19 protein-coding genes are annotated in these 17,557 nt (G+C 54.9%); all 19 read left to right on the top strand.

All coding sequences use genetic code 11. The features are described 5' to 3' along the window. Complete coding sequence (locus tag C3Y91_RS37010; protein ID WP_026170762.1) at window positions 1-1,107, top strand: DegT/DnrJ/EryC1/StrS family aminotransferase; 1,107 nt, start codon at window positions 1-3, stop codon at window positions 1,105-1,107. Next, on the top strand, window positions 1,104-1,979 hold the full coding sequence (locus tag C3Y91_RS37005; RefSeq protein ID WP_018070250.1) for an ABC transporter permease: 876 nt from the start codon (window positions 1,104-1,106) through the stop codon (window positions 1,977-1,979). The genes C3Y91_RS37010 and C3Y91_RS37005 overlap by 4 nt, the downstream gene beginning before the upstream one ends. Continuing rightward, window positions 1,979-3,298 carry an ABC transporter ATP-binding protein gene (locus C3Y91_RS37000; protein WP_018070249.1) on the top strand — a complete coding sequence of 440 codons (1,320 nt, stop codon included), beginning with the start codon at window positions 1,979-1,981 and terminating at the stop codon, window positions 3,296-3,298. The genes C3Y91_RS37005 and C3Y91_RS37000 overlap by 1 nt, the downstream gene beginning before the upstream one ends. Further along, window positions 3,295-4,275: an NAD-dependent 4,6-dehydratase LegB gene (locus tag C3Y91_RS36995; protein WP_018070248.1), complete on the top strand. Its 981-nt coding sequence runs from the start codon at window positions 3,295-3,297 to the stop codon at window positions 4,273-4,275. Before C3Y91_RS37000 ends, C3Y91_RS36995 begins: the two co-directional genes overlap by 4 nt. Further along, window positions 4,268-4,981 carry a nucleotidyltransferase family protein gene (locus C3Y91_RS36990; RefSeq protein WP_003545678.1) on the top strand — a complete coding sequence of 238 codons (714 nt, stop codon included), beginning with the start codon at window positions 4,268-4,270 and terminating at the stop codon, window positions 4,979-4,981. The genes C3Y91_RS36995 and C3Y91_RS36990 overlap by 8 nt, the downstream gene beginning before the upstream one ends. Next, a complete protein-coding gene (locus tag C3Y91_RS36985) occupies window positions 4,974-5,819 on the top strand; it encodes an NAD-dependent epimerase/dehydratase family protein (protein WP_164567305.1) in 846 nt (281 codons plus the stop codon). Before C3Y91_RS36990 ends, C3Y91_RS36985 begins: the two co-directional genes overlap by 8 nt. A gap of 1 nt (window position 5,820) precedes the next feature. Next, on the top strand, window positions 5,821-6,891 hold the full coding sequence (locus C3Y91_RS36980; RefSeq protein WP_003545680.1) for a radical SAM/SPASM domain-containing protein: 1,071 nt from the start codon (window positions 5,821-5,823) through the stop codon (window positions 6,889-6,891). 116 nt (window positions 6,892-7,007) lie between these two features. Further along, window positions 7,008-8,024 carry an N-acetylneuraminate synthase family protein gene (locus C3Y91_RS36975; RefSeq protein ID WP_164567304.1) on the top strand — a complete coding sequence of 339 codons (1,017 nt, stop codon included), beginning with the start codon at window positions 7,008-7,010 and terminating at the stop codon, window positions 8,022-8,024. Then, entirely contained in the window at window positions 8,021-8,698 is a 678-nt protein-coding gene (locus C3Y91_RS36970; protein ID WP_018070245.1) for a cytidylyltransferase domain-containing protein, read from the top strand. Before C3Y91_RS36975 ends, C3Y91_RS36970 begins: the two co-directional genes overlap by 4 nt. After that, window positions 8,680-9,645 (top strand): PseG/SpsG family protein, encoded by a 966-nt coding sequence (locus tag C3Y91_RS36965; RefSeq protein WP_018070244.1) that lies wholly within the window; start codon window positions 8,680-8,682, stop codon window positions 9,643-9,645. The genes C3Y91_RS36970 and C3Y91_RS36965 overlap by 19 nt, the downstream gene beginning before the upstream one ends. Further along, entirely contained in the window at window positions 9,642-10,343 is a 702-nt protein-coding gene (locus C3Y91_RS36960; protein WP_018070243.1) for a WbqC family protein, read from the top strand. The genes C3Y91_RS36965 and C3Y91_RS36960 overlap by 4 nt, the downstream gene beginning before the upstream one ends. Further along, entirely contained in the window at window positions 10,340-10,972 is a 633-nt protein-coding gene (locus C3Y91_RS36955; protein WP_018070242.1) for a PIG-L deacetylase family protein, read from the top strand. Before C3Y91_RS36960 ends, C3Y91_RS36955 begins: the two co-directional genes overlap by 4 nt. After that, window positions 10,957-11,823, top strand: coding sequence for a motility associated factor glycosyltransferase family protein (locus tag C3Y91_RS36950; RefSeq protein ID WP_164567303.1), 867 nt, complete (start codon window positions 10,957-10,959; stop codon window positions 11,821-11,823). Before C3Y91_RS36955 ends, C3Y91_RS36950 begins: the two co-directional genes overlap by 16 nt. Further along, a complete protein-coding gene (locus tag C3Y91_RS36945) occupies window positions 11,820-12,734 on the top strand; it encodes a TIGR04325 family methyltransferase (protein ID WP_018070240.1) in 915 nt (304 codons plus the stop codon). Before C3Y91_RS36950 ends, C3Y91_RS36945 begins: the two co-directional genes overlap by 4 nt. A gap of 3 nt (window positions 12,735-12,737) precedes the next feature. After that, the gene (locus C3Y91_RS36940) at window positions 12,738-13,616 is read left to right on the top strand and encodes a glycosyltransferase family 2 protein (RefSeq protein ID WP_018070239.1); all 879 of its coding nucleotides are present in this window, start codon (window positions 12,738-12,740) and stop codon (window positions 13,614-13,616) included. Next, window positions 13,613-14,620, top strand: a complete 1,008-nt coding sequence (locus C3Y91_RS36935) for a class I SAM-dependent methyltransferase (RefSeq protein ID WP_018070238.1) — start codon at window positions 13,613-13,615, stop codon at window positions 14,618-14,620. Before C3Y91_RS36940 ends, C3Y91_RS36935 begins: the two co-directional genes overlap by 4 nt. Before the next feature lie 11 nt (window positions 14,621-14,631). Further along, complete coding sequence (locus C3Y91_RS36930) at window positions 14,632-15,765, top strand: CgeB family protein (RefSeq protein ID WP_130685948.1); 1,134 nt, start codon at window positions 14,632-14,634, stop codon at window positions 15,763-15,765. Further along, window positions 15,765-16,577: a class I SAM-dependent methyltransferase gene (locus C3Y91_RS36925; protein ID WP_168576415.1), complete on the top strand. Its 813-nt coding sequence runs from the start codon at window positions 15,765-15,767 to the stop codon at window positions 16,575-16,577. The genes C3Y91_RS36930 and C3Y91_RS36925 overlap by 1 nt, the downstream gene beginning before the upstream one ends. Then, window positions 16,574-17,545 (top strand): hypothetical protein, encoded by a 972-nt coding sequence (locus C3Y91_RS36920; RefSeq protein WP_130742868.1) that lies wholly within the window; start codon window positions 16,574-16,576, stop codon window positions 17,543-17,545. The genes C3Y91_RS36925 and C3Y91_RS36920 overlap by 4 nt, the downstream gene beginning before the upstream one ends. Window positions 17,546-17,557: the final 12 nt, after the last annotated feature.

Genomic DNA, 17,557 nt, shown 5'->3' with positions numbered 1-17,557 from the left:
ATGATTGAGTACGAAAGTCTTGCGCAGGCCAATCGCCCGCTAATGGAAGATCTGGAGGCGGCTGCTTCCCGCGTGATTCGTTCCGGGTGGTACATACTTGGCAATGAAGTTTCCTCATTCGAAGCCGAATTTGCCACCTTTGCCGAAAGCAAACATTGCATCAGCGTAGCCAACGGTTTGGATGCGTTGATCCTGTCGATCGAAGCGCTCGACCTGCCTAAAGGCAGCGAGGTCATGGTCGCTTCCAATACTTACATAGCAACTATCCTGGCAATCCTGCGTGCTGGCCATAAACCTACTCTGGTGGAGCCCGAGCGGGAAACGTTCAATATAGATCCGGAGCGTCTTCCTGCAGCGCTCACACCGGACACGCGAGCTATATGTGTGACGCACCTGTTCGGAAAAGCCTGTCGGATGACTGAGATCATTGCGTTTGCGAGCGAGCATGGGCTGCAGGTGATAGAGGATTGCGCGCAGTCTCACGGTGCGCGCTATGACGGTAGGCTGACCGGCACCTTTGGTATCGCCGGCTGCTTCAGCTTTTATCCGACCAAAAATCTGGGTGCGCTGGGAGATGCCGGTGCGATCGTTACGGACGATGATGAGTTTGCCGATCGCCTCAGACATATGCGCAATTACGGCTCGAAGAAAAAATATGAAAACCTTTATATCGGTGTGAATTCCAGACTTGATGAGATGCAGGCGGCATTCCTGCGGGTTAAACTCCGTCACCTCGATCAGGTGACCGAGCACAAGCGCGCGCTAGCGAACATCTATTTCGCCAATCTGCCCAAGTGGCTGACGCAACCGCTTCGGCGTTCTTCCGAGTATGATGTCTTTCATATCTTCGGAATACGTCACTCGGCCCGTGACGAATTGCGTCAGTGGCTGCTCGATAACGGGGTGAAAACCGAGATCCATTACCCGATCGCGCCGCATCGGCAGAAGGCAATGCAAGGAATTTTATCCGGCAATTATCCCATCGCCGATGAACTGCACGCCACCGAACTGAGCCTGCCTATTTCGGCGGGGCATAGCAGTGTTGAGATCGAGCGAGTCTGCAGCCTGTTTGCCGCGCTCCCCGAAAAGTTGAAGTTGACCGCATGACAGAGCACCGGAAGGAACCGGCCCCCGCACGCGAGGAAGATTGGGATATCATTATCAGGCCCTCGAAGGGCAGTGCGCCGGATCTTGGCCTTGTCTGGCGATATCGCAATCTCATCTGGATGTTCTTCAAGCGAGATTTCACGACATTCTACAAACAAACCGTTTTGGGGCCCGTCTGGTACATCATTCAACCGTCGCTGACGGCGATGACCTATTATGTCGTGTTCGGAAAGATAGCCAATCTTTCCACGGATGGCCTTCCGCCTTTCTTGTTTTACATGTCGGGTACGATCATCTGGAGCTATTTTGCTGCGTGTCTGACCAATAACTCCGAAGTCTTTTCGAAGAACGCCAATCTGTTCGGAAAAGTCTATTTCCCCAGGCTTGTGGTGCCACTGTCCGTTGCCATGAGTGGTCTTGTCGCATTTTCCATCCAATTCCTGCTCTTGCTGACAGTTGCCTTTGGGATCAAGATCGCGAACCCCGATCTGGCATTGAGCTATCGTTTCCTGTTTTTGACGCCAATGGTGCTGCTCTACATTGCAGTGCTGGGTATTGGTGCTGGACTTGTGGTTTCCGCTCTGACGGTCCGTTTTCGCGATCTCGTCTATGCCGTCGGATTTATGACGCAACTCTGGATGTACGCTACGCCGATCGTGTATCCATTCAGTCAGATCCCGGAACGGTATCATTGGTTCTACTACATCAATCCAATGACGACACCGGTTCAGATTTTCCGTTGGGCGCTCTTTGACGCTTCAGCTTTGCCCGTCACTCTCTGTCTTGCCAATCTAGCGGTGACCGTTGCGATCACGGTATTTGGGCTGGCACTTTTCTCGCGGGCGGAAGCTAACGCGATGGACACCGTCTGATGAACGATATCGTTATTCGAGCGGAACACGTCAGCAAGCTATATCGCCTCGGCGTAATCAATCACGGCACGCTTTATCGTGACCTTCAGAGTTGGTGGGCTAGGTGGCGCAATCTTCCGGATCCTAACGTGTCGGTGTCCGACTTTACGTCCGACCGGGGCAGGCAGTCGCGGCTCAAGGGAGACATCTTCTATGCGCTGGATGATGTCTCCTTCGAGGTCGGGCACGGCGAGATAGTGGGGATTATCGGCAGAAACGGGGCCGGAAAATCCACGCTGCTGAAGGTAATGTCGCGTATCACTATGCCCAATTCTGGGTTCATAGGAATAAGAGGTAGAATTGCCAGCCTGCTTGAGGTTGGCACCGGCTTTCATCCGGAGCTTACCGGTCGAGAGAACGTCTATCTCAATGGCGCCATTCTTGGCATGACTCAGGCTGAGGTCAGATCGAAATTCGATGAAATCGTCGAGTTTGCCGAAATCGGCGAATTTATCGATACGCCTGTGAAGCGATATTCGTCTGGGATGTATGTGCGTCTGGCTTTCTCCGTCGCAGCGCATCTTGAGCCGGAGATTCTTCTGGTTGACGAGGTGCTGGCCGTCGGAGACGTCAACTTCCAGAACAAATGCATGGGGCGCATGCAGGAAGTCACGAAGGCCGGTCGAACGATTCTCTTCGTAAGCCACAATATGACCGCCATAAGCAGCATCTGCCCGAAATCGATTCTAATGGCCGATGGCAAGGTCGCCGCGATGGGCGATACCGCAGATGTGATGAAGGCCTATCTCGATCGCCCGGAATTCGGCGGTACGGCAAGCTACTCGGTCAATCCCGAGGACGTCGATGGAAAGGCGATTATCTGCCGTGTTGCGGTATTGAACGACAAGGATGAAGTTTCGGGAACACTGGAACTTTCGAAGGGATTCTCGGTCGAGGTCGAATACGAATTGAGGGAGCCTCTTTCCGGCCTATCGGTCGGGATGCAGATCAAGATGGAGGACGGCTACACCACGCTCGTCAGCCTATCCGATCCCGAACTTGACGTCGGACGCTTGAATACCCGACCGGCCGGCTACTATCGAGCTCGCGTTAAATTTCCGGGATTTCTTCTCAACACGGGCACCTTTTATCTGCGACTGGGCATATCAAGCCGGTTCTCGATCTATTCGGTCGCTGAAGGAATCCGGTTTGACGTGGAGGATAATGTCGGAATTATCCAGATGCTGGGTCAGCAACGTAAGCCGTCGATTTCGGCGATCCAGTTGCCTTGGGAAGTGGAGAAGCTCTTCCTGCGCGATTCTGAGGGTGTTTTGAAATGAAGAGAGCGCTTGTTACTGGGGCAGATGGGTTTATCGGTTCTCATCTTGTTGAGACGCTGGTCAGGTCGGGCGTCGAAGTCCGCGCCCTTTGCCAGTACAACTCGTTTTCCAGCTGGGGCTGGCTGGACCAGTCTGAATACCGCGGCAAGTTCGAGGTGATCCTCGGCGACGTCCGCGATCCAGCTCAGATGCGCAGCGTTGCCAAAGAGGTGGATACGATATTTCACCTGGCCGCTCTCATCGCTATTCCCTATTCCTATCAGGCGCCGTCCAGCTATGTGGACACCAACATTAATGGCACGTTGAATGTGCTTCAGGGCGCTCTCGATGCCAGCGTTGGCCGCGTCATCCAGACCTCGACCAGCGAGGTCTACGGAACGGCTCGCTTTGTCCCAATCAGCGAAAGTCATCCGCTGCAGGCACAGTCGCCCTATTCGGCGTCAAAAATCGGTGCTGACGCGATGGCATACAGTTATCATTCGAGTTTTGACCTACCGGTGACGATCGCACGGCCTTTCAACACTTTCGGCCCGCGACAATCTGCAAGGGCGGTTATTCCGACTGTGATTTCGCAGCTTCTGAGTGGACGAACGACGCTGAAGCTTGGTGCGCTCTCGCCCACCCGGGATTTCAATTTCGTGCAGGATACATGCGACGGCTTTCTGGCACTCGCGGCCTGCGACGAAGCCATCGGACAGACGGTCAATATCGGCTCGGGCAGCGAGATATCGATCGGCGATACCGTCCAGCTGATCGCCGACATCATCGGCGTCAGCGTGGAGATCGAATGCGACGAACAGCGTTTGCGTCCGGCAAACAGCGAAGTGGAGCGTCTGTGCTGCGACAACAGCCTGATCAAATCTCTGACAGGATTTTCGCCGCGTTACAGCTTGGAAGATGGTCTGAAAGCGACGATCGACTGGCTGCGTCAGCCGCAGAACCTGGCGAGATACAAGGCGGATATCTTCAATGTCTAGGCGCGCAGTCATTCTGGCGGGCGGAATGGGAACGCGGTTGCGGCCGTATACTGTCGTGCTTCCCAAGCCACTGATGCCGATCGGCGACTATCCTATTCTTGAGGTGATTATTCGTCAGCTGATATCAGGCGGATTTCAACATATAACACTTGCCGTCAACCACCAGGCCGAGCTGATCAAGGCTTTCTTCCAGGATGGCGACAAGTGGGGTGTACGCATCGACTATTCGCTCGAGGACGAGCCTCTTGGCACCATGGGGCCGCTGCGGCTGATAAAGGATCTGCCGGAGAATTTCCTGGTGATGAACGGCGACATTCTGACGGATCTCAACTATGCCGATTTTCATGATGCTCACGTCCGCGACGGGAATATATTCACGATCTCGTCCAAGACGCGTCAGCATCGCATAGACTATGGCGTTCTTGACACCGGCGAGGCCGGGCTGCTGACCGGTTTTCGAGAGAAACCGACGGCTGAATACAAAGTCAGCATGGGCGTCTACATGGTGTCTTCGAGGGCCGTGGAGCACATACCACAAGGTGGTGCCTACGGCTTCGATCAGTTGATGCTTGATCTTCTTGCGGCCGGCAAGCCGGCCACGGTTCGAGATTTTGCAGGCTATTGGCTCGATATCGGACGGCCTGACGATTATGCCTTGGCGATCGAGCAGTTTGAATCCATGCGGTCCAGGTTCTTGAATGGTTGATGCCATCGTCACCGGTGCTGGCGGTTTTCTCGGGAGCCGTCTGGTCAGACGGCTCAAGGAGGCCGGTTTTGACGTGCTTGCGCTTGACCGAACGCATGGTGACATAAGCGAAGAAAAGGTTTGGCAGGAGCTTCCAGCCGCACGCACGCTGTTTCACCTTGCCGGCAGGACATTTGTTCCAGATAGCTGGAGCCAAGGACCGAGTTTCACGGCCGCCAACGTCCTCGGAACGCAACATGCTTTGAACTGGTGCAAGCGGCACAAGGCCAAATTCGTGTTCGCAAGCGCCTATGTTTACGGAGTGCCTGACCGGCTACCGATCCATGAAAGCGATCCGGTCAGGCCGAACAACCCTTACGCTCTCTCCAAACATCTTGCCGAACAGCTTTGTGAGTTCGCCGCCACGCACGAGCAGATACCGGTGGTGGTATTGCGTCTTTTCAATATATATGGCGCAGGGCAGCGACCCGAATTTCTGATACCGACGCTTCTGAACCAGATACGGGCGAAGCAGGAAATACAGGTCCTGGATCTCAGTCCCCGGCGTGACTATATCTTCGTTGACGATGTCCTGAGCGCCTTTGCCAAGGCCATGGACGTCTTGGAAGGCTACCATTGCATCAATATCGGCTCCGGAACGTCGTATTCGGTGCAGGAAATAATCGACATCTTGCAAGAAGCTGCCGGCACTGCTCTACCTGTAGCGTCATCTTGCACAGTTCGGCGGAATGAAATACCTGACGTGCGGGCCGATATCACGCGGGCTCGCGCCGTTCTCGGATGGCGACCGGAATGGGATCTGCCGGCCGGAATCCGCGCGACGATGAAGGAGTCGTAAATTGAACGAACGTTACGTTCCGATCAACAAGGGCAACTACTCGATGGACACCGTCGAGCGCGAAGCCGCGTTCGACAAATTCCGGGGCGAAGGGTGGGAAGCCGAATACGCAGATTACCGTCGCAAGTGGTCGGAATATGCCCTGAACCAGCAGGTTTCGGATTATCCGCTGCTCGTCGATCTCGAGTTGGCATCGATCTGCAATCTGCGCTGCCCGATGTGCTATACGATCAGCGACGAGTTCAAGAAAAGTGTGAACACGACGCGGATGGACTGGGATCTCTACTGCCGTATCATCGATGAGATCGGCGGCAAGGTTCCTGCGATCCGTCTGTCGCTGCGTGGCGAGGCCACACTGCACAAGCGCTTCGCTGACTGCGTGCGCTATGCCAAGGACCATGGGATCAAGGAAGTCTCGACCCTCACCCACGGCTTCAAGCTCAACAGAGATTATTTCGCTCAGCTTGTCGACGCCGGCATCGACTGGATCACCGTTTCGATCGACGGCACCGGTGAGACCTACGAAAAGATCCGCAAGCCGATCAAGTTCGAGGCGCTACTCGACAAGATCAAGGACATCAAGAAGTACAAAGACGAGCGCGGGCTCCATCGTCCGGTCATTAAGGTGCAGGGCATCTGGCCGGCGATCAGGGAAAATCCGGATCTTTACTATGAGACGTTTGCACCTCACGTGGATCTAGTCGCCTTCAATCCGCTGATCGATTATCTCGGAAACGATTCTGACGTTCAATATCTGGATAACTTCACCTGCCCACAACAATACCAGCGCCTCGTTATCGGCGCCGACGGGCTTGTGATGAAGTGCTCGAACGATGAGGAAAATCGCGAAGTCATTGGTGACGCGACGACGGAGACGGTACACCAGATTTGGCACGGCGAAAAAATGAATGCAGTCCGCGCCTTGCACAAAGAACCGCAGGGCTTCTTGAAAAGCGAAGTATGCCGCCGATGCTACCTGCCTCGCCTGACGGATGACGAGCCGACCGAAATCTGCGGCCGGAAAGTGATCGTCCGGAATTACGTGGATCGGGCTCAGGAAATCGGAAAGTAGAGAAGCAGCCGGGAGTCGTATACCGGTCGTGTGCGGGATGACATCGCACAGAGCTGGACTGAGCTGTGTTACCGCTATTGGAACGCCGGCTGTATAGTGAATTGCGGGAGTAGCAGATGTTCCGGAACTACCGACCTGACCGGTGTTATATTATCGCCGAAATCGGCGGGAATTTTACGACTTTTGATCAGGCAAGACGGCTGATCGACGAGGCCAAGGCGTCCGGCGTGGATGCTGTCAAGCTCCAGACTTATCGCGCAGAGACCCTGTCGAGCCGGAACGCCATGTTCGATATGGAAAACACCGGCGTTACCTCGCAATTCGAGCTTTTCCGTAAATATGAAATCGGTCACGAGCTTCACGAAGCGGTTTTCCGCTATGCCGAGGAGCAAGCGCTGGACTGGTTTTCGTCGCCCTCACACGAAACGGATGTCGATCTGCTCGAGCAGTGTGGAGTTGGTGCCCACAAGGTAGGTTCGGACGATGCAGTCAACATTCCCTTTCTTCGCTATCTGGCAAAAACGGGCAAGCCGATAATCTTGTCGACGGGGATGTCGACGCTCGAAGAGGTTCGGGAATCTGTCGCCGCAATCAAGGAGGCTGGCAATCAGAAGCTCATTCTGCTGCACGCCATCACAAGCTATCCGACGCATCCGGAAAATGTGAACCTGCGTGCAATGCAAACGATGATGGAGGCGTTTCCGGATCTCGACGTTGGCTATTCCGACCATACATTGAACCCTGTCGCGAGCCTTTGTGCGGTCGCGATGGGCGCCCGGGTCATCGAGCGGCATTTCACCTACGACAAGGCCGCTGATGGTCCCGACCACATGCTCTCGGCCGATCCGGCGGAAATGAAATGGCTTGTGGATGCGATCCGTGCGTTCGAGGTCATGAAAGGCAGTGGTCGCAAGGAACCGGCCGCCAGTGAAGCGACGACAAGATTGAACAACCGCAAGAGCATTGTCGTCAATCGACCGCTCAAAACCGGCCATGTCATCTCTGCCGGTGACATCTCGGTCAAACGGCCTGGGACAGGGATTGAACCTAAGCATCTCGAAACTCTTGCGGGGCGGCGGCTCGTAAAGGATCTCGATGCGGACGCCGTTCTCCAGTGGAGCGATCTGGCGTGACGCTTGGAATCATTATCCAGGCGCGCATGGGATCGACTCGATTACCTGGAAAGGTGCTTCGCGACATTTCCGGCAAGCCGCTTCTCGAACATGTCCTGGGTAGGCTTCAGATGTTGAAGCGGCCTGCTAGGGTTGTCGTTGCAACATCATCGGCCAGCGAGAACGATGTTGTCGAAGCCTGGTGCCTTGAGCATGGCGTAAGCTGCTTTCGTGGCGACGAAGCCGATGTTCTCGATCGTTATTTTCAATGCGCAAAATCGCTCGGAATGTCCGACATTGTTCGATTGACCGCGGATAATCCTTTCACTGACATCGAGGAGCTCGAAAGGCTGATCGATTTGCACCAAAGACAGGGATTCGACTACACGCATGCGTTCGGCCAGTTGCCTATAGGCGTCGGCGCCGAAATATTTACCTTCGAAGCGCTCTCACGCAGTCATCGCGAGGGAAAGCTGCCGCACCATCGCGAGCACGTGAATGAATACTTCACCGACCGGCCGGAGTTGTTCAAGATTGGCCAGCTCGATGTGCCTCCAGCCAAAATATCCCCAAATCTGCGTCTGACGGTAGATACTGAGGAAGACTGGAGACGTGCTTGTGCTCTGGCAGCGCGGGGGGGTGGGAACTGGCTCGGGACAGAAGAAGCAATCAGACTATGTTCGTCTTCTGCATAGAAAGTTCACATGCACGCGGCATGGGGCATCTGTTTCGGTCGTTGACGCTCGCCACCGAACTGCGTTCACGCGGTCATCCGGTCCTATTTTTAGCGAACGATCATCCGAATTCGTTGAGAATCATCCGAGAGCGCGGCTTTGATGTGGCGCTTCATGACCTCGCCTCCGTGACCGGATGGGAGAATGGCTTTATCGAACCCGATGCATCATCTTCAGTCTGGATTAATGACCGCCTGAACACGCAGCGATCCCACAGCGAGACGATTAAGCGTTTGGGCGCCAAGCTCGTTACCTTTGATGATCGTGGTGATGGCGCGGAACTTGCCGACGTGAATATCTGCGCTCTCCTGTTCGAAAAGACTGAGGGTCTCAAGGGCAAGGATGTTCGGCTGGGGGTGGAGTATATGATACTCAATCCTGAAATCGCGGCGTTTCGCAGACTTCGGCAAAGCCTTGCATCAATCCTTGTCACGCTCGGCGGCGCCGATACCTACGGAGTGACCGTCCGCGTTGCCAAATGGCTGAGCAGCAAGCCTTTTCCTGTCACCATCGTTACAGGCCCGAGCTTCCAACACATGGCGGAGCTTGAAGAGGTCGTCGCGACCGCTGCACCGGGTCGGTTCAAACTGCTCAACCAGGTGCCATCGCTTGCGGCAGAGATGCATGGACACGATCTGGCGATTACCGGCGGCGGTGTTACCCCATTCGAAGCCTGTGCGGCTGGCTTGCCGTGTGTGGTGATCGCCAACGAACCTTTTGAAATCCCGGTCGGGCGTGCGCTCGAAGATCTGGGAGCGGCGTTCTTTGCGGGGCATCACTCGGCGTTCGACCTCGGCATCCTGGAAACGCCGATCCCCATCAGGAGCATGAGCGAGACTGCCATGACCAAGGTGGACCTTGGCGGGGTCGGCCGCGTTGCCGATTTGCTGGAAAGACTGGCTGCATGACCATCACAGCGGTTATTCATCAGCCGGATTTCGCCTCATATCTCGGCTTTTTTCAGCGTTTTTTGAATGCCAATCTCTATATCGTTCTCGATCACGTTCAGTTTGTGCATGGTACGAGCAAGAGCTGGACGCACCGTGACAAAATAAAGACGGCACAGGGCGATCGGTGGCTCACCGTCGGAATTAGAAAGCCGAGGCTCGGCACCCCGATCAACGAGGTGGAACTGGCGCCCGGCACCGGCTGGATAGACCAAAACCTTTCCCTGCTTCGCGAAAATTATCGCAAGTCTGCCGGTTGGAGCGAGGTCTTTCCCCACATCGAGGCCCTCTACGGCAAGCGGTTTGACCTGTTGGTCGATTTTAACATGCATTTCCTGGAGGGCATCCTGGATATGCTTGAAATTACCATGCCGACGGTGCGGTCGAGCACGTTAAACCCGGAAGGGCATAAGAACGAGTTGCTTGTCGAACTGCTGCGCAAAGTGGGAGCGAGTCGTTATCTCTCAGGTCTGGGTGCACGCGACTATATGCGGCCTGAGGTGTTCGAGACAGCCGGGATCGAGATCGAATGGCAACATTTCGTCCATCCGGTTTATCCACAGCCCTTCGGCGAGTTCATGCCCTATCTCAGCATTCTCGACACACTGCTGAATTGTGGTATTGCAGGCACGCGTGACCTGCTCTGGAGTTGCAAATGAATATTCTCGCGATCGGTGCCCATTTTGACGACGTGGAACTGGGCTGTGGCGGTGCACTGGCACGCCATGCTGCAAACGGCGACACGGTGTATGTCTATGTCGCGACCGTATCCGGCTTTTCCAACCAGTATGATCAGTCCGTGCGCAGCAGCCAGGTTGCCAGAGCGGAAGCGGATGCTGCGATGGAAATTCTCGGCGTCGACAAGATGTTTTGCGGCGAATTCAAAACGCTCCAGATCGAATTCGTCGATCCGCTGAATATCGAGATCCTCAAGCTCGTGCAGGATCTGAAGATCGATATGGTTTACACCCACTGGGTCGGAGACATCCACCATGACCATCTGGCCTTGTCGCGGGCGTCACTGCACAGCTGCCGCCATGTGCCCCGCCTCCTGATGTACCGCAGCAACTGGTATCATTCGACGGTGGATTTCAGGGGAAATTTCTACGTCGACATCACCTCCCATTGGGACCAGAAGGAAAAGGCGATCCTTGCCCATGAATCCGAGATGGAGCGCACGGGGCGGAAATGGGTGAGCTTCTTCCGCAATGAAGCCGAGAACGCCGGCCAGCGCATCGGTGTAAAATACGCGGAGGTTTTCGAGGTGGTAAAGTGGCTGCAGCTTTGAGAAAGATTTTGACCTTTGGCTCCATGCTGCTCCCCTATGGTGTGCATGAGCTGAAGCGCAGGCTAAAAAATCGTCACAAATTCTCTGCTGATGTCGCGAGTTCGCTGGCAGAAAATACACAGCTTGCTGGTCTGCACGCGGGGCAGCGCTGTTTTATTTTAGGCAATGGCCCAAGCGTCAAGGGCTTGGATCTGTCGCGACTTCAGGGCGAAACCGTTATAACCGTTTCCAATGGTTACCTGCACTCCGATTTCGACAAGTTCCAGTCTCGTTATCATTGTGTTCCGCAAATTACCTACGTATCGATGACATCGGAGGATGTGATCGACTGGTTTAAAGAGATGCATTCGCACTTGGGCGCCGCGGAACTGTTTCTCAGTTCCACTGAAGCGGAGCTGGTTCGAAAACACAATCTGTTTTCAGGGCGAACGGTTCGGTATCTCGTGCTCGGTGAAAGCTTCGACGAAAAAACATCAGAGGAAATCGTCGATATCTCTCAACCGGTCCCTCGTGTCGAGTCGGTGCCGGTGATGGCCTTGATGATAGCGATGTATCTTGGTTTCAAAGAGATCATCCTGCTCGGCGTCGACCACGATCGTTTCCTGTCTTCAACCTACCAATATGCGTTTGACCTTAAGGCGCAAAAGGGAAAAGATTTCACCGTAAATGCGGACGGCACGCTGACAAGGGGCCGCCACGACGAGTTTCAGCAGCTGGCGCGGCTGTGGCGACAATATCGAGCCATCGCAAATATCGCGAGAGCGAGTGATATCCGCATCTTCAATTCCACACCCGGCGGAGCACTGGACGAATTTGAGCGACGGCCATTCGAAGCTTGGTTCGAGAAATGAGGCACATTGGTTTTTCGCTACCAGGTCTTCACTGTTTGCTTGAGGTGACGCGGGATTCGCCGCAGGCCCGTCAACAGGACATCTGGAGCGAGTTTCGGCGTCATAACGTCTATTTCGACGGGCCTCACGACGATTGGCGCTCGGCCATGGCTGCTTCAGAGGGATATGATGCGCCGGCTATTCTTGCCAAGGCTCTTGACGCGACACGCGCAGTTGTTCAGGGACGTGCCTCCTACGAGCGAGACACCGTCGTTTTCACGGAAAGAAGCTACTCGCACCCTCTGCTCGCCTGGCTTCTTTATGCAGCGTCCCGGTCCGATCTTCGTTTGAGGGTGGTCGACTTCGGAGGCGCTTTGGGAAGTTCTTACTTCCAGCATCGCTCGGCATTTGCCCATCTCGCGGAATTGAAGTGGTGCGTGGTTGAGCAGCCCCATTTTGTCAACGCAGGTCGAGCAGAATTTGAAAATGAGAGTTTGAGTTTTTGCGATAGCTTGGATGAAGCGATTGAACGTGTGAAGCCTGATGTCGTTCTGCTCTCCGGTGTGCTCCAATATCTTGAATATCCTCATGAGGATCTTGCGAGCCTTCTGTTGAAGGGCGCCAAGTTCATACTAATTGACAAGACAACAGCGCAGTTCGAAATGGCTGACGCACCGTTTGTGCAGCATGTGCCGGCGTGGATCTACAGCGCGAGCTACCCGGTATGGTTCTTGAACGCGCATGAAATGCAGGCCAGTTTTTCCAAGCATGATTATAAAGTTGTGGATCGTTTCCAGCCAGCTGGAGCATTTGGCTTAGTGACGCCGCCGCCCTTGCAAGAATTGAAGCGTTGGGGCATTGGCGTTACACCAGCGCCTCAGCAGCACGAATGGCCTTATGTTGGCTGGTTTCTCGAGAAGCTGGAAATCTAGCGAATGCGCGTGAACGTCATTATCCCTGTCTTCAATCGTCTTGAACACACCCGTAAGGTGTTGGAAGCTCTCAGGAGGCAGACCATCTTTGACGCCTTGACGATTGTCATCGTCAACGATGGTTCGACCGACGGAACGGCAGGATATCTGCAGTCGCAGAGCGATGTGATTGAAATTCGCGGTGACGGCAATCTTTGGTGGGGGGGCGCCGTCGAGGAAGGACTCAAACATGTGCTTCCGTCCTGCCAGCCGGACGACTATGTCCTGCTGCTGAATAATGATACCTGGTTCGACGTGAATTATGTTGAGACCTTGGTGCAGACATCCAGGGAAAATGGCGAGGCCGCTGTCGGGAGCGTCATCCACGAAGAGGGCCGGGATCCGCCCCTTGTCAGTATTGGGGCGAAGGTCAACGTTAACAGACTTGCCGTATGGGATCTGCTTTCGGAATTGAGCGAAACGGAAAAACGATCGCCCAAAAGCCAGTACCCCGTCGATGCGCTGAGTGGTCGGGGAACGCTCTATCCTGCGCCCCTGTTCAAGAAACATGGCGGCATGCGACCGTCCCTTCTACCGCACTATATGGCTGACTACGAGGTCGCCATGCGCTTCGCGCGCGCGGGTGTGCCCCTAGTTGTCAGCAGCAACGCAATCGTTTATTCGCCTCCGATATATGGAAATGACACATCCAGACTTTCCTGGCGGAAGCAGTTATTTGGCAGGCGTTCGCCTCACAACGTGTTTCAGCGCCTCATATTCTATTCGCTTGTCGGTTCACCAGTGCAACGCATGACCGCACCGATCCGAATGGCGTATTTCTCGTGCAGCCGCGCATTTTCGACGTGGAGGTCATTGGCGAAACGAAGGGAAGGAACAATATGAGTGGCGGCCAGCATCAGCAGTGCATCGCATGCGGATCGAAGATGCAAACTTTCATCGAGCGCATCAGCGATGATCGATATGGTTGCCCAGGCGTCTACTCGATAGACCGATGCGTTTCCTGTGGCCACATGTCGACGACACCACGGTTGACGGAAGAGGATCTGCCGGCGCTCTACAGCAATTATTATCCCCGTCGGGAGATCGATTTTGATTCGCTGGAAAAAGAGGCCGCTCTCGTCGAGAAACCTCTCGCCGGGTTCCGCCGATGGATTGCTGGTACCGACAACCAAGGACACTATCTGGCCAAGCCGGGACAGAAGGTACTGGATATCGGCTGCGGTTCGTGCCTCTCCCTTCTGGAGATGCGCAGGCTCGGCGTCGAATGCTGGGGTGTCGAGGCTGATCCGAACGTTCGTACGATCGCGGAGAAATATGCTTTACGCGTTCATATCGGCAACATCTATGACGTGCCGTTCGCCGATCAGAAATTCGACCTCATCGTGCTGAACCAGGTCATCGAACATGTGCCCGATCCGCTTGCAATGCTGGCTGCCCTCAGGGATCGTCTCAATAGAGGCGGACGCGTCGTACTGGCTTTCCCGAATACCGGTTCCTTTCATCGCAAGCTCTGGAAAGAGCGTTGGATAAACTGGCACATTCCATACCACCAGAACCACTTCAATCGAACGTCCTTTGCTCTACTTGCTCGAAAATCCGGTTATGATGTCGAGCGTATCAGGACGATTACGCCCAATCTTTGGTCGGTGCTTCAGCTTAGAATGTCTCGGGAGCAGCGACAGGAGGGCAAGGCGTCCAATACCTGGTCGGAAAGCGGCGACTCTCAGAAGCCGCCGAGCTTTATTCAAAAGGTCCGCAACGTCGCAGTCTCGCGGGGCGAACGCCTTGCCGGTGTGATGATGGGCTTTGGAAACCGAGCTCTGGACGTCATGGGGCAGGGCGATAGTCTCCTGGTAGAACTGCGCCTCTCCGCGACAAAAAACTAGGATTTAGCGTTATGCGGATTGCCGTATTCGATACCTACTATTCCCGATTTCTGACGATGCATTATCGTCGCAATCGTGATCTGAGGTCGGCCTCTTCCCAAAGGCAGACGGACGCTCTGCTTGAGGCAGCGTTCGGCACGTCCGATTTCTATTCGCGCCACCTGAAGGAACTGGGTTGCGACGTCATCGATATCGTCGGCAATTGTGTTCCGCTTCAATCGGCTTGGGCGCGAGAGAACAGCGAACCATTCAGCCCTTGGGCGATGAAGTTGCCGCATCGGTTTTTCAGATTGCCTTATATTGGTGCGCGCCTGGCGGCTCTCCCCGGCTTGCTGGAGGTCGCGATGGCGCGGGTCCGCGCATTCAAGCCTGACGTGCTCTACTGCCAGGATCTGAGCTTTTTTCCGCCTCATGCGCTGAATGAGTTGAAAAAGACGGTGCCGCTCATCGTCGGGCAGATCGCTTGTCCATTGCCGCCCGACGGCTTTCTGCGGCCCTATGACCTCATTCTGACATCCTTCCCTCATTTCGTGCCGCGTTTTCGCGAGATGGGGATAAAATCCGAATATTTCAGGATTGGTTTCGATACCCGGGTGCTCGATATCCTTGGCGATATCACGCGCGATGTGCCGGTGAGCTTCGTCGGCGGCATAAGCCGTCATCATGGCAAGGCGATCCCTTTGCTCGAACATCTTGCCAACACGACGCCGATACAATTTTTCGGCTACGGTTCCAGGACGCTTCCGCGCTCCTCTCCGATTCGAAAACGCCACAATGGCGAAGTCTGGGGTCCGGATATGTATCGTGCTCTGGCGCGCAGCCGGATCACCGTCAACCGGCATATCAATGTTGCCGAGAACAATGCCAACAACATGCGGCTCTATGAGGCAACCGGTGTCGGATCGCTGCTCATAACCGACAGGAAGGATAATCTCGAAGAGATCTTCGAGGTCGGCAAGGAGGTGGTTGCCTATTCCAGTCCTCAGGAAGCCGCCGAACTCATTCGTTACTATATAGACCACCCCGACGAGGCCTATGCGATCGCAAAGGCTGGTCAGGCAAGGACGCTGAGGGACCACACCTACAAATCGAGAATGGGAGAATTGATGCCGATCCTCGAGCGATATCTGGAGAAACAGGGCTGATGTCGTTTCTGCGCGCGAGTCTCAACCGCTTTCCGGGTGTGAAGAGCCAGTTGAAGCGACTGCGTGAACATCTGTCGCCTGCGACATCCGTATCATCACGCTATGTCGAGATAGACGCGGCTCGTAGAGACAGTGAAAGTTCGCGGCTTGCTGCATCTTGGAAGGCGAGTGATCTGCCCGGACGTCAGAGGGCCCTCGTCGAGCGCCAGCTGAAGGAATATCGCAGCGGCGCTTCCATCGATGTATTCGACGTTTTTACCGCCGCTCTGCGCAGCATCGACAATCTGCCGGCGAATGGCTCGCTCCTCGAAATCGGCTGCTCCAGCGGATATTACTCTGAAGTGCTTGAGGTGAGTGGCTCACCTTTGCGCTATCGGGGCTGTGATTATTCCGACGCTTTCATCGATATGGCACGCAGCATCTACCCGGGACTGTTATTCGACGTAGAGGATGCGGCGCGGCTCAGCTATCAGAATGATGCTTTCGATGTCGTGGTCTCGGGATGCTGCCTGCTGCATATTCCCGATTATGAAGCAGCGATCGCCGAGAGCGCCCGTGTCGCCAGGGACTACGTGATTTTTCACCGCACTCCGGTTGTTTATGGCGAGCCGACCAAGTATTTCCGCAAGCAGGCCTATGGCGTCGAGACCATAGAGATCCATTTTTCCGAGCCGCAGCTATTGGATATGTTTCAAGTTCATGGCCTGGAAGTTCAGGCGACCTTCACGCTGAACGAGAACGCCGATCCACGTGACAGTAGCAAGGGCAATGCAAGCCGCACCTATTTGTGCAGGAAACAATCCCAATCATGACGACCTACTTTTGTACCCTTTTCGACAGCGGCTATCTCATCAAGGGGATGGCCATGATGGAGAGCCTCGTCCAGTGGTGTCCCGACGCACATGTTTTCGTGCTTTGCATGGACCAGCAGACGCAGGAGATTTTGATCGCCTCCAAGAGGTCCTACATCACCTGCATTGCACTTGCCGATATCGAGACACCGGAACTCCTGGAAGCGAAGAAATCGCGCGGCGTCGCCGAATATTGCTGGACCCTGTCTCCGTGCCTGCCGAACTTCGTGCTGCAGCACCATTCGGAAATTGATTTCATAACCTATCTCGACTCCGATCTGCTGTTCTATTCACCGCTCCGTCCCATTTTTGATGAGATCGGTAATAGTTCCATCGCCATTATCGAACACCGCTTTGCCCCGCGGCTGCAGAACAGGGAAGTAAACGGCCGCTTCTGTGTGGAATGGGTGAGTTTCCGACGCGATGAAGAGGGAATGCGCTGCCTTGCGCGCTGGCGCGAGCAGTGCATCGAATGGTGCTACTATCGCCTGGAAGACGGCAAAATGGGTGACCAGAAATATCTGGACGAATGGCCGGATCTCTATCCGAATTGCCATATAATCGAGCATCCGGGAGCTGGGGTTGCTCCCTGGAATTACGAAAAGCTGCATTTTACGCAGGATGCATCAGGCAAGATCGAGGTCGATGGTTCGCCTCTGATTTTTTATCACTTTCACCAGTTTCAGTTGCTGACCAATGGCCTGTTCGATCGGTTGTCGACTTTCTACACCGCCGTTTGCGAGGAGCCGGCGGCTGTCTACGAGGCTTACGAGCGCGCTCTGATGCGAGCCCTGAAGGTGATCAGGACGATTTCCCCAGGCTTTTCCGGCGGCCTTCGCCCCTTTTTCAAGGTTATAGCGCGCAGATGGGTGCAACGCCATGTGCCCCTGCCGGTCAAACGCTTCCTGCACAATTTCATCAGGTATTGACGTCACGCTCGG

The sequence above is a fragment of the Rhizobium ruizarguesonis genome (assembly GCF_012349115.1).
GTDB classification, from domain to species: domain Bacteria; phylum Pseudomonadota; class Alphaproteobacteria; order Rhizobiales; family Rhizobiaceae; genus Rhizobium; species Rhizobium ruizarguesonis.
The sequence above is the reverse complement of the archived record's forward strand: the minus strand, read 5'-3'. Positions and strand labels throughout refer to the sequence as shown.

What these genes read in the sequence shown, in the direction of transcription:
- C3Y91_RS36975 (WP_164567304.1), top strand. Translation starts at nt 7,008, where the DNA reads ATGTTCCGGAACTACCGACCTGACCGGTGTTATATTATCGCCGAAATC.
- C3Y91_RS36925 (WP_168576415.1), top strand. Translation starts at nt 15,765, where the DNA reads ATGTCGTTTCTGCGCGCGAGTCTCAACCGCTTTCCGGGTGTGAAGAGC.
- C3Y91_RS36935 (WP_018070238.1), top strand. Translation starts at nt 13,613, where the DNA reads ATGAGTGGCGGCCAGCATCAGCAGTGCATCGCATGCGGATCGAAGATG.
- C3Y91_RS36965 (WP_018070244.1), top strand. Translation starts at nt 8,680, where the DNA reads ATGTTCGTCTTCTGCATAGAAAGTTCACATGCACGCGGCATGGGGCAT.
- C3Y91_RS36920 (WP_130742868.1), top strand. Translation starts at nt 16,574, where the DNA reads ATGACGACCTACTTTTGTACCCTTTTCGACAGCGGCTATCTCATCAAG.
- C3Y91_RS36990 (WP_003545678.1), top strand. Translation starts at nt 4,268, where the DNA reads ATGTCTAGGCGCGCAGTCATTCTGGCGGGCGGAATGGGAACGCGGTTG.
- C3Y91_RS36930 (WP_130685948.1), top strand. Translation starts at nt 14,632, where the DNA reads ATGCGGATTGCCGTATTCGATACCTACTATTCCCGATTTCTGACGATG.
- C3Y91_RS37005 (WP_018070250.1), top strand. Translation starts at nt 1,104, where the DNA reads ATGACAGAGCACCGGAAGGAACCGGCCCCCGCACGCGAGGAAGATTGG.
- C3Y91_RS36945 (WP_018070240.1), top strand. Translation starts at nt 11,820, where the DNA reads ATGAGGCACATTGGTTTTTCGCTACCAGGTCTTCACTGTTTGCTTGAG.
- C3Y91_RS36940 (WP_018070239.1), top strand. Translation starts at nt 12,738, where the DNA reads ATGCGCGTGAACGTCATTATCCCTGTCTTCAATCGTCTTGAACACACC.
- C3Y91_RS36995 (WP_018070248.1), top strand. Translation starts at nt 3,295, where the DNA reads ATGAAGAGAGCGCTTGTTACTGGGGCAGATGGGTTTATCGGTTCTCAT.
- C3Y91_RS36955 (WP_018070242.1), top strand. Translation starts at nt 10,340, where the DNA reads ATGAATATTCTCGCGATCGGTGCCCATTTTGACGACGTGGAACTGGGC.
- C3Y91_RS36985 (WP_164567305.1), top strand. Translation starts at nt 4,974, where the DNA reads ATGGTTGATGCCATCGTCACCGGTGCTGGCGGTTTTCTCGGGAGCCGT.
- C3Y91_RS37010 (WP_026170762.1), top strand. Translation starts at nt 1, where the DNA reads ATGATTGAGTACGAAAGTCTTGCGCAGGCCAATCGCCCGCTAATGGAA.
- C3Y91_RS37000 (WP_018070249.1), top strand. Translation starts at nt 1,979, where the DNA reads ATGAACGATATCGTTATTCGAGCGGAACACGTCAGCAAGCTATATCGC.
- C3Y91_RS36960 (WP_018070243.1), top strand. Translation starts at nt 9,642, where the DNA reads ATGACCATCACAGCGGTTATTCATCAGCCGGATTTCGCCTCATATCTC.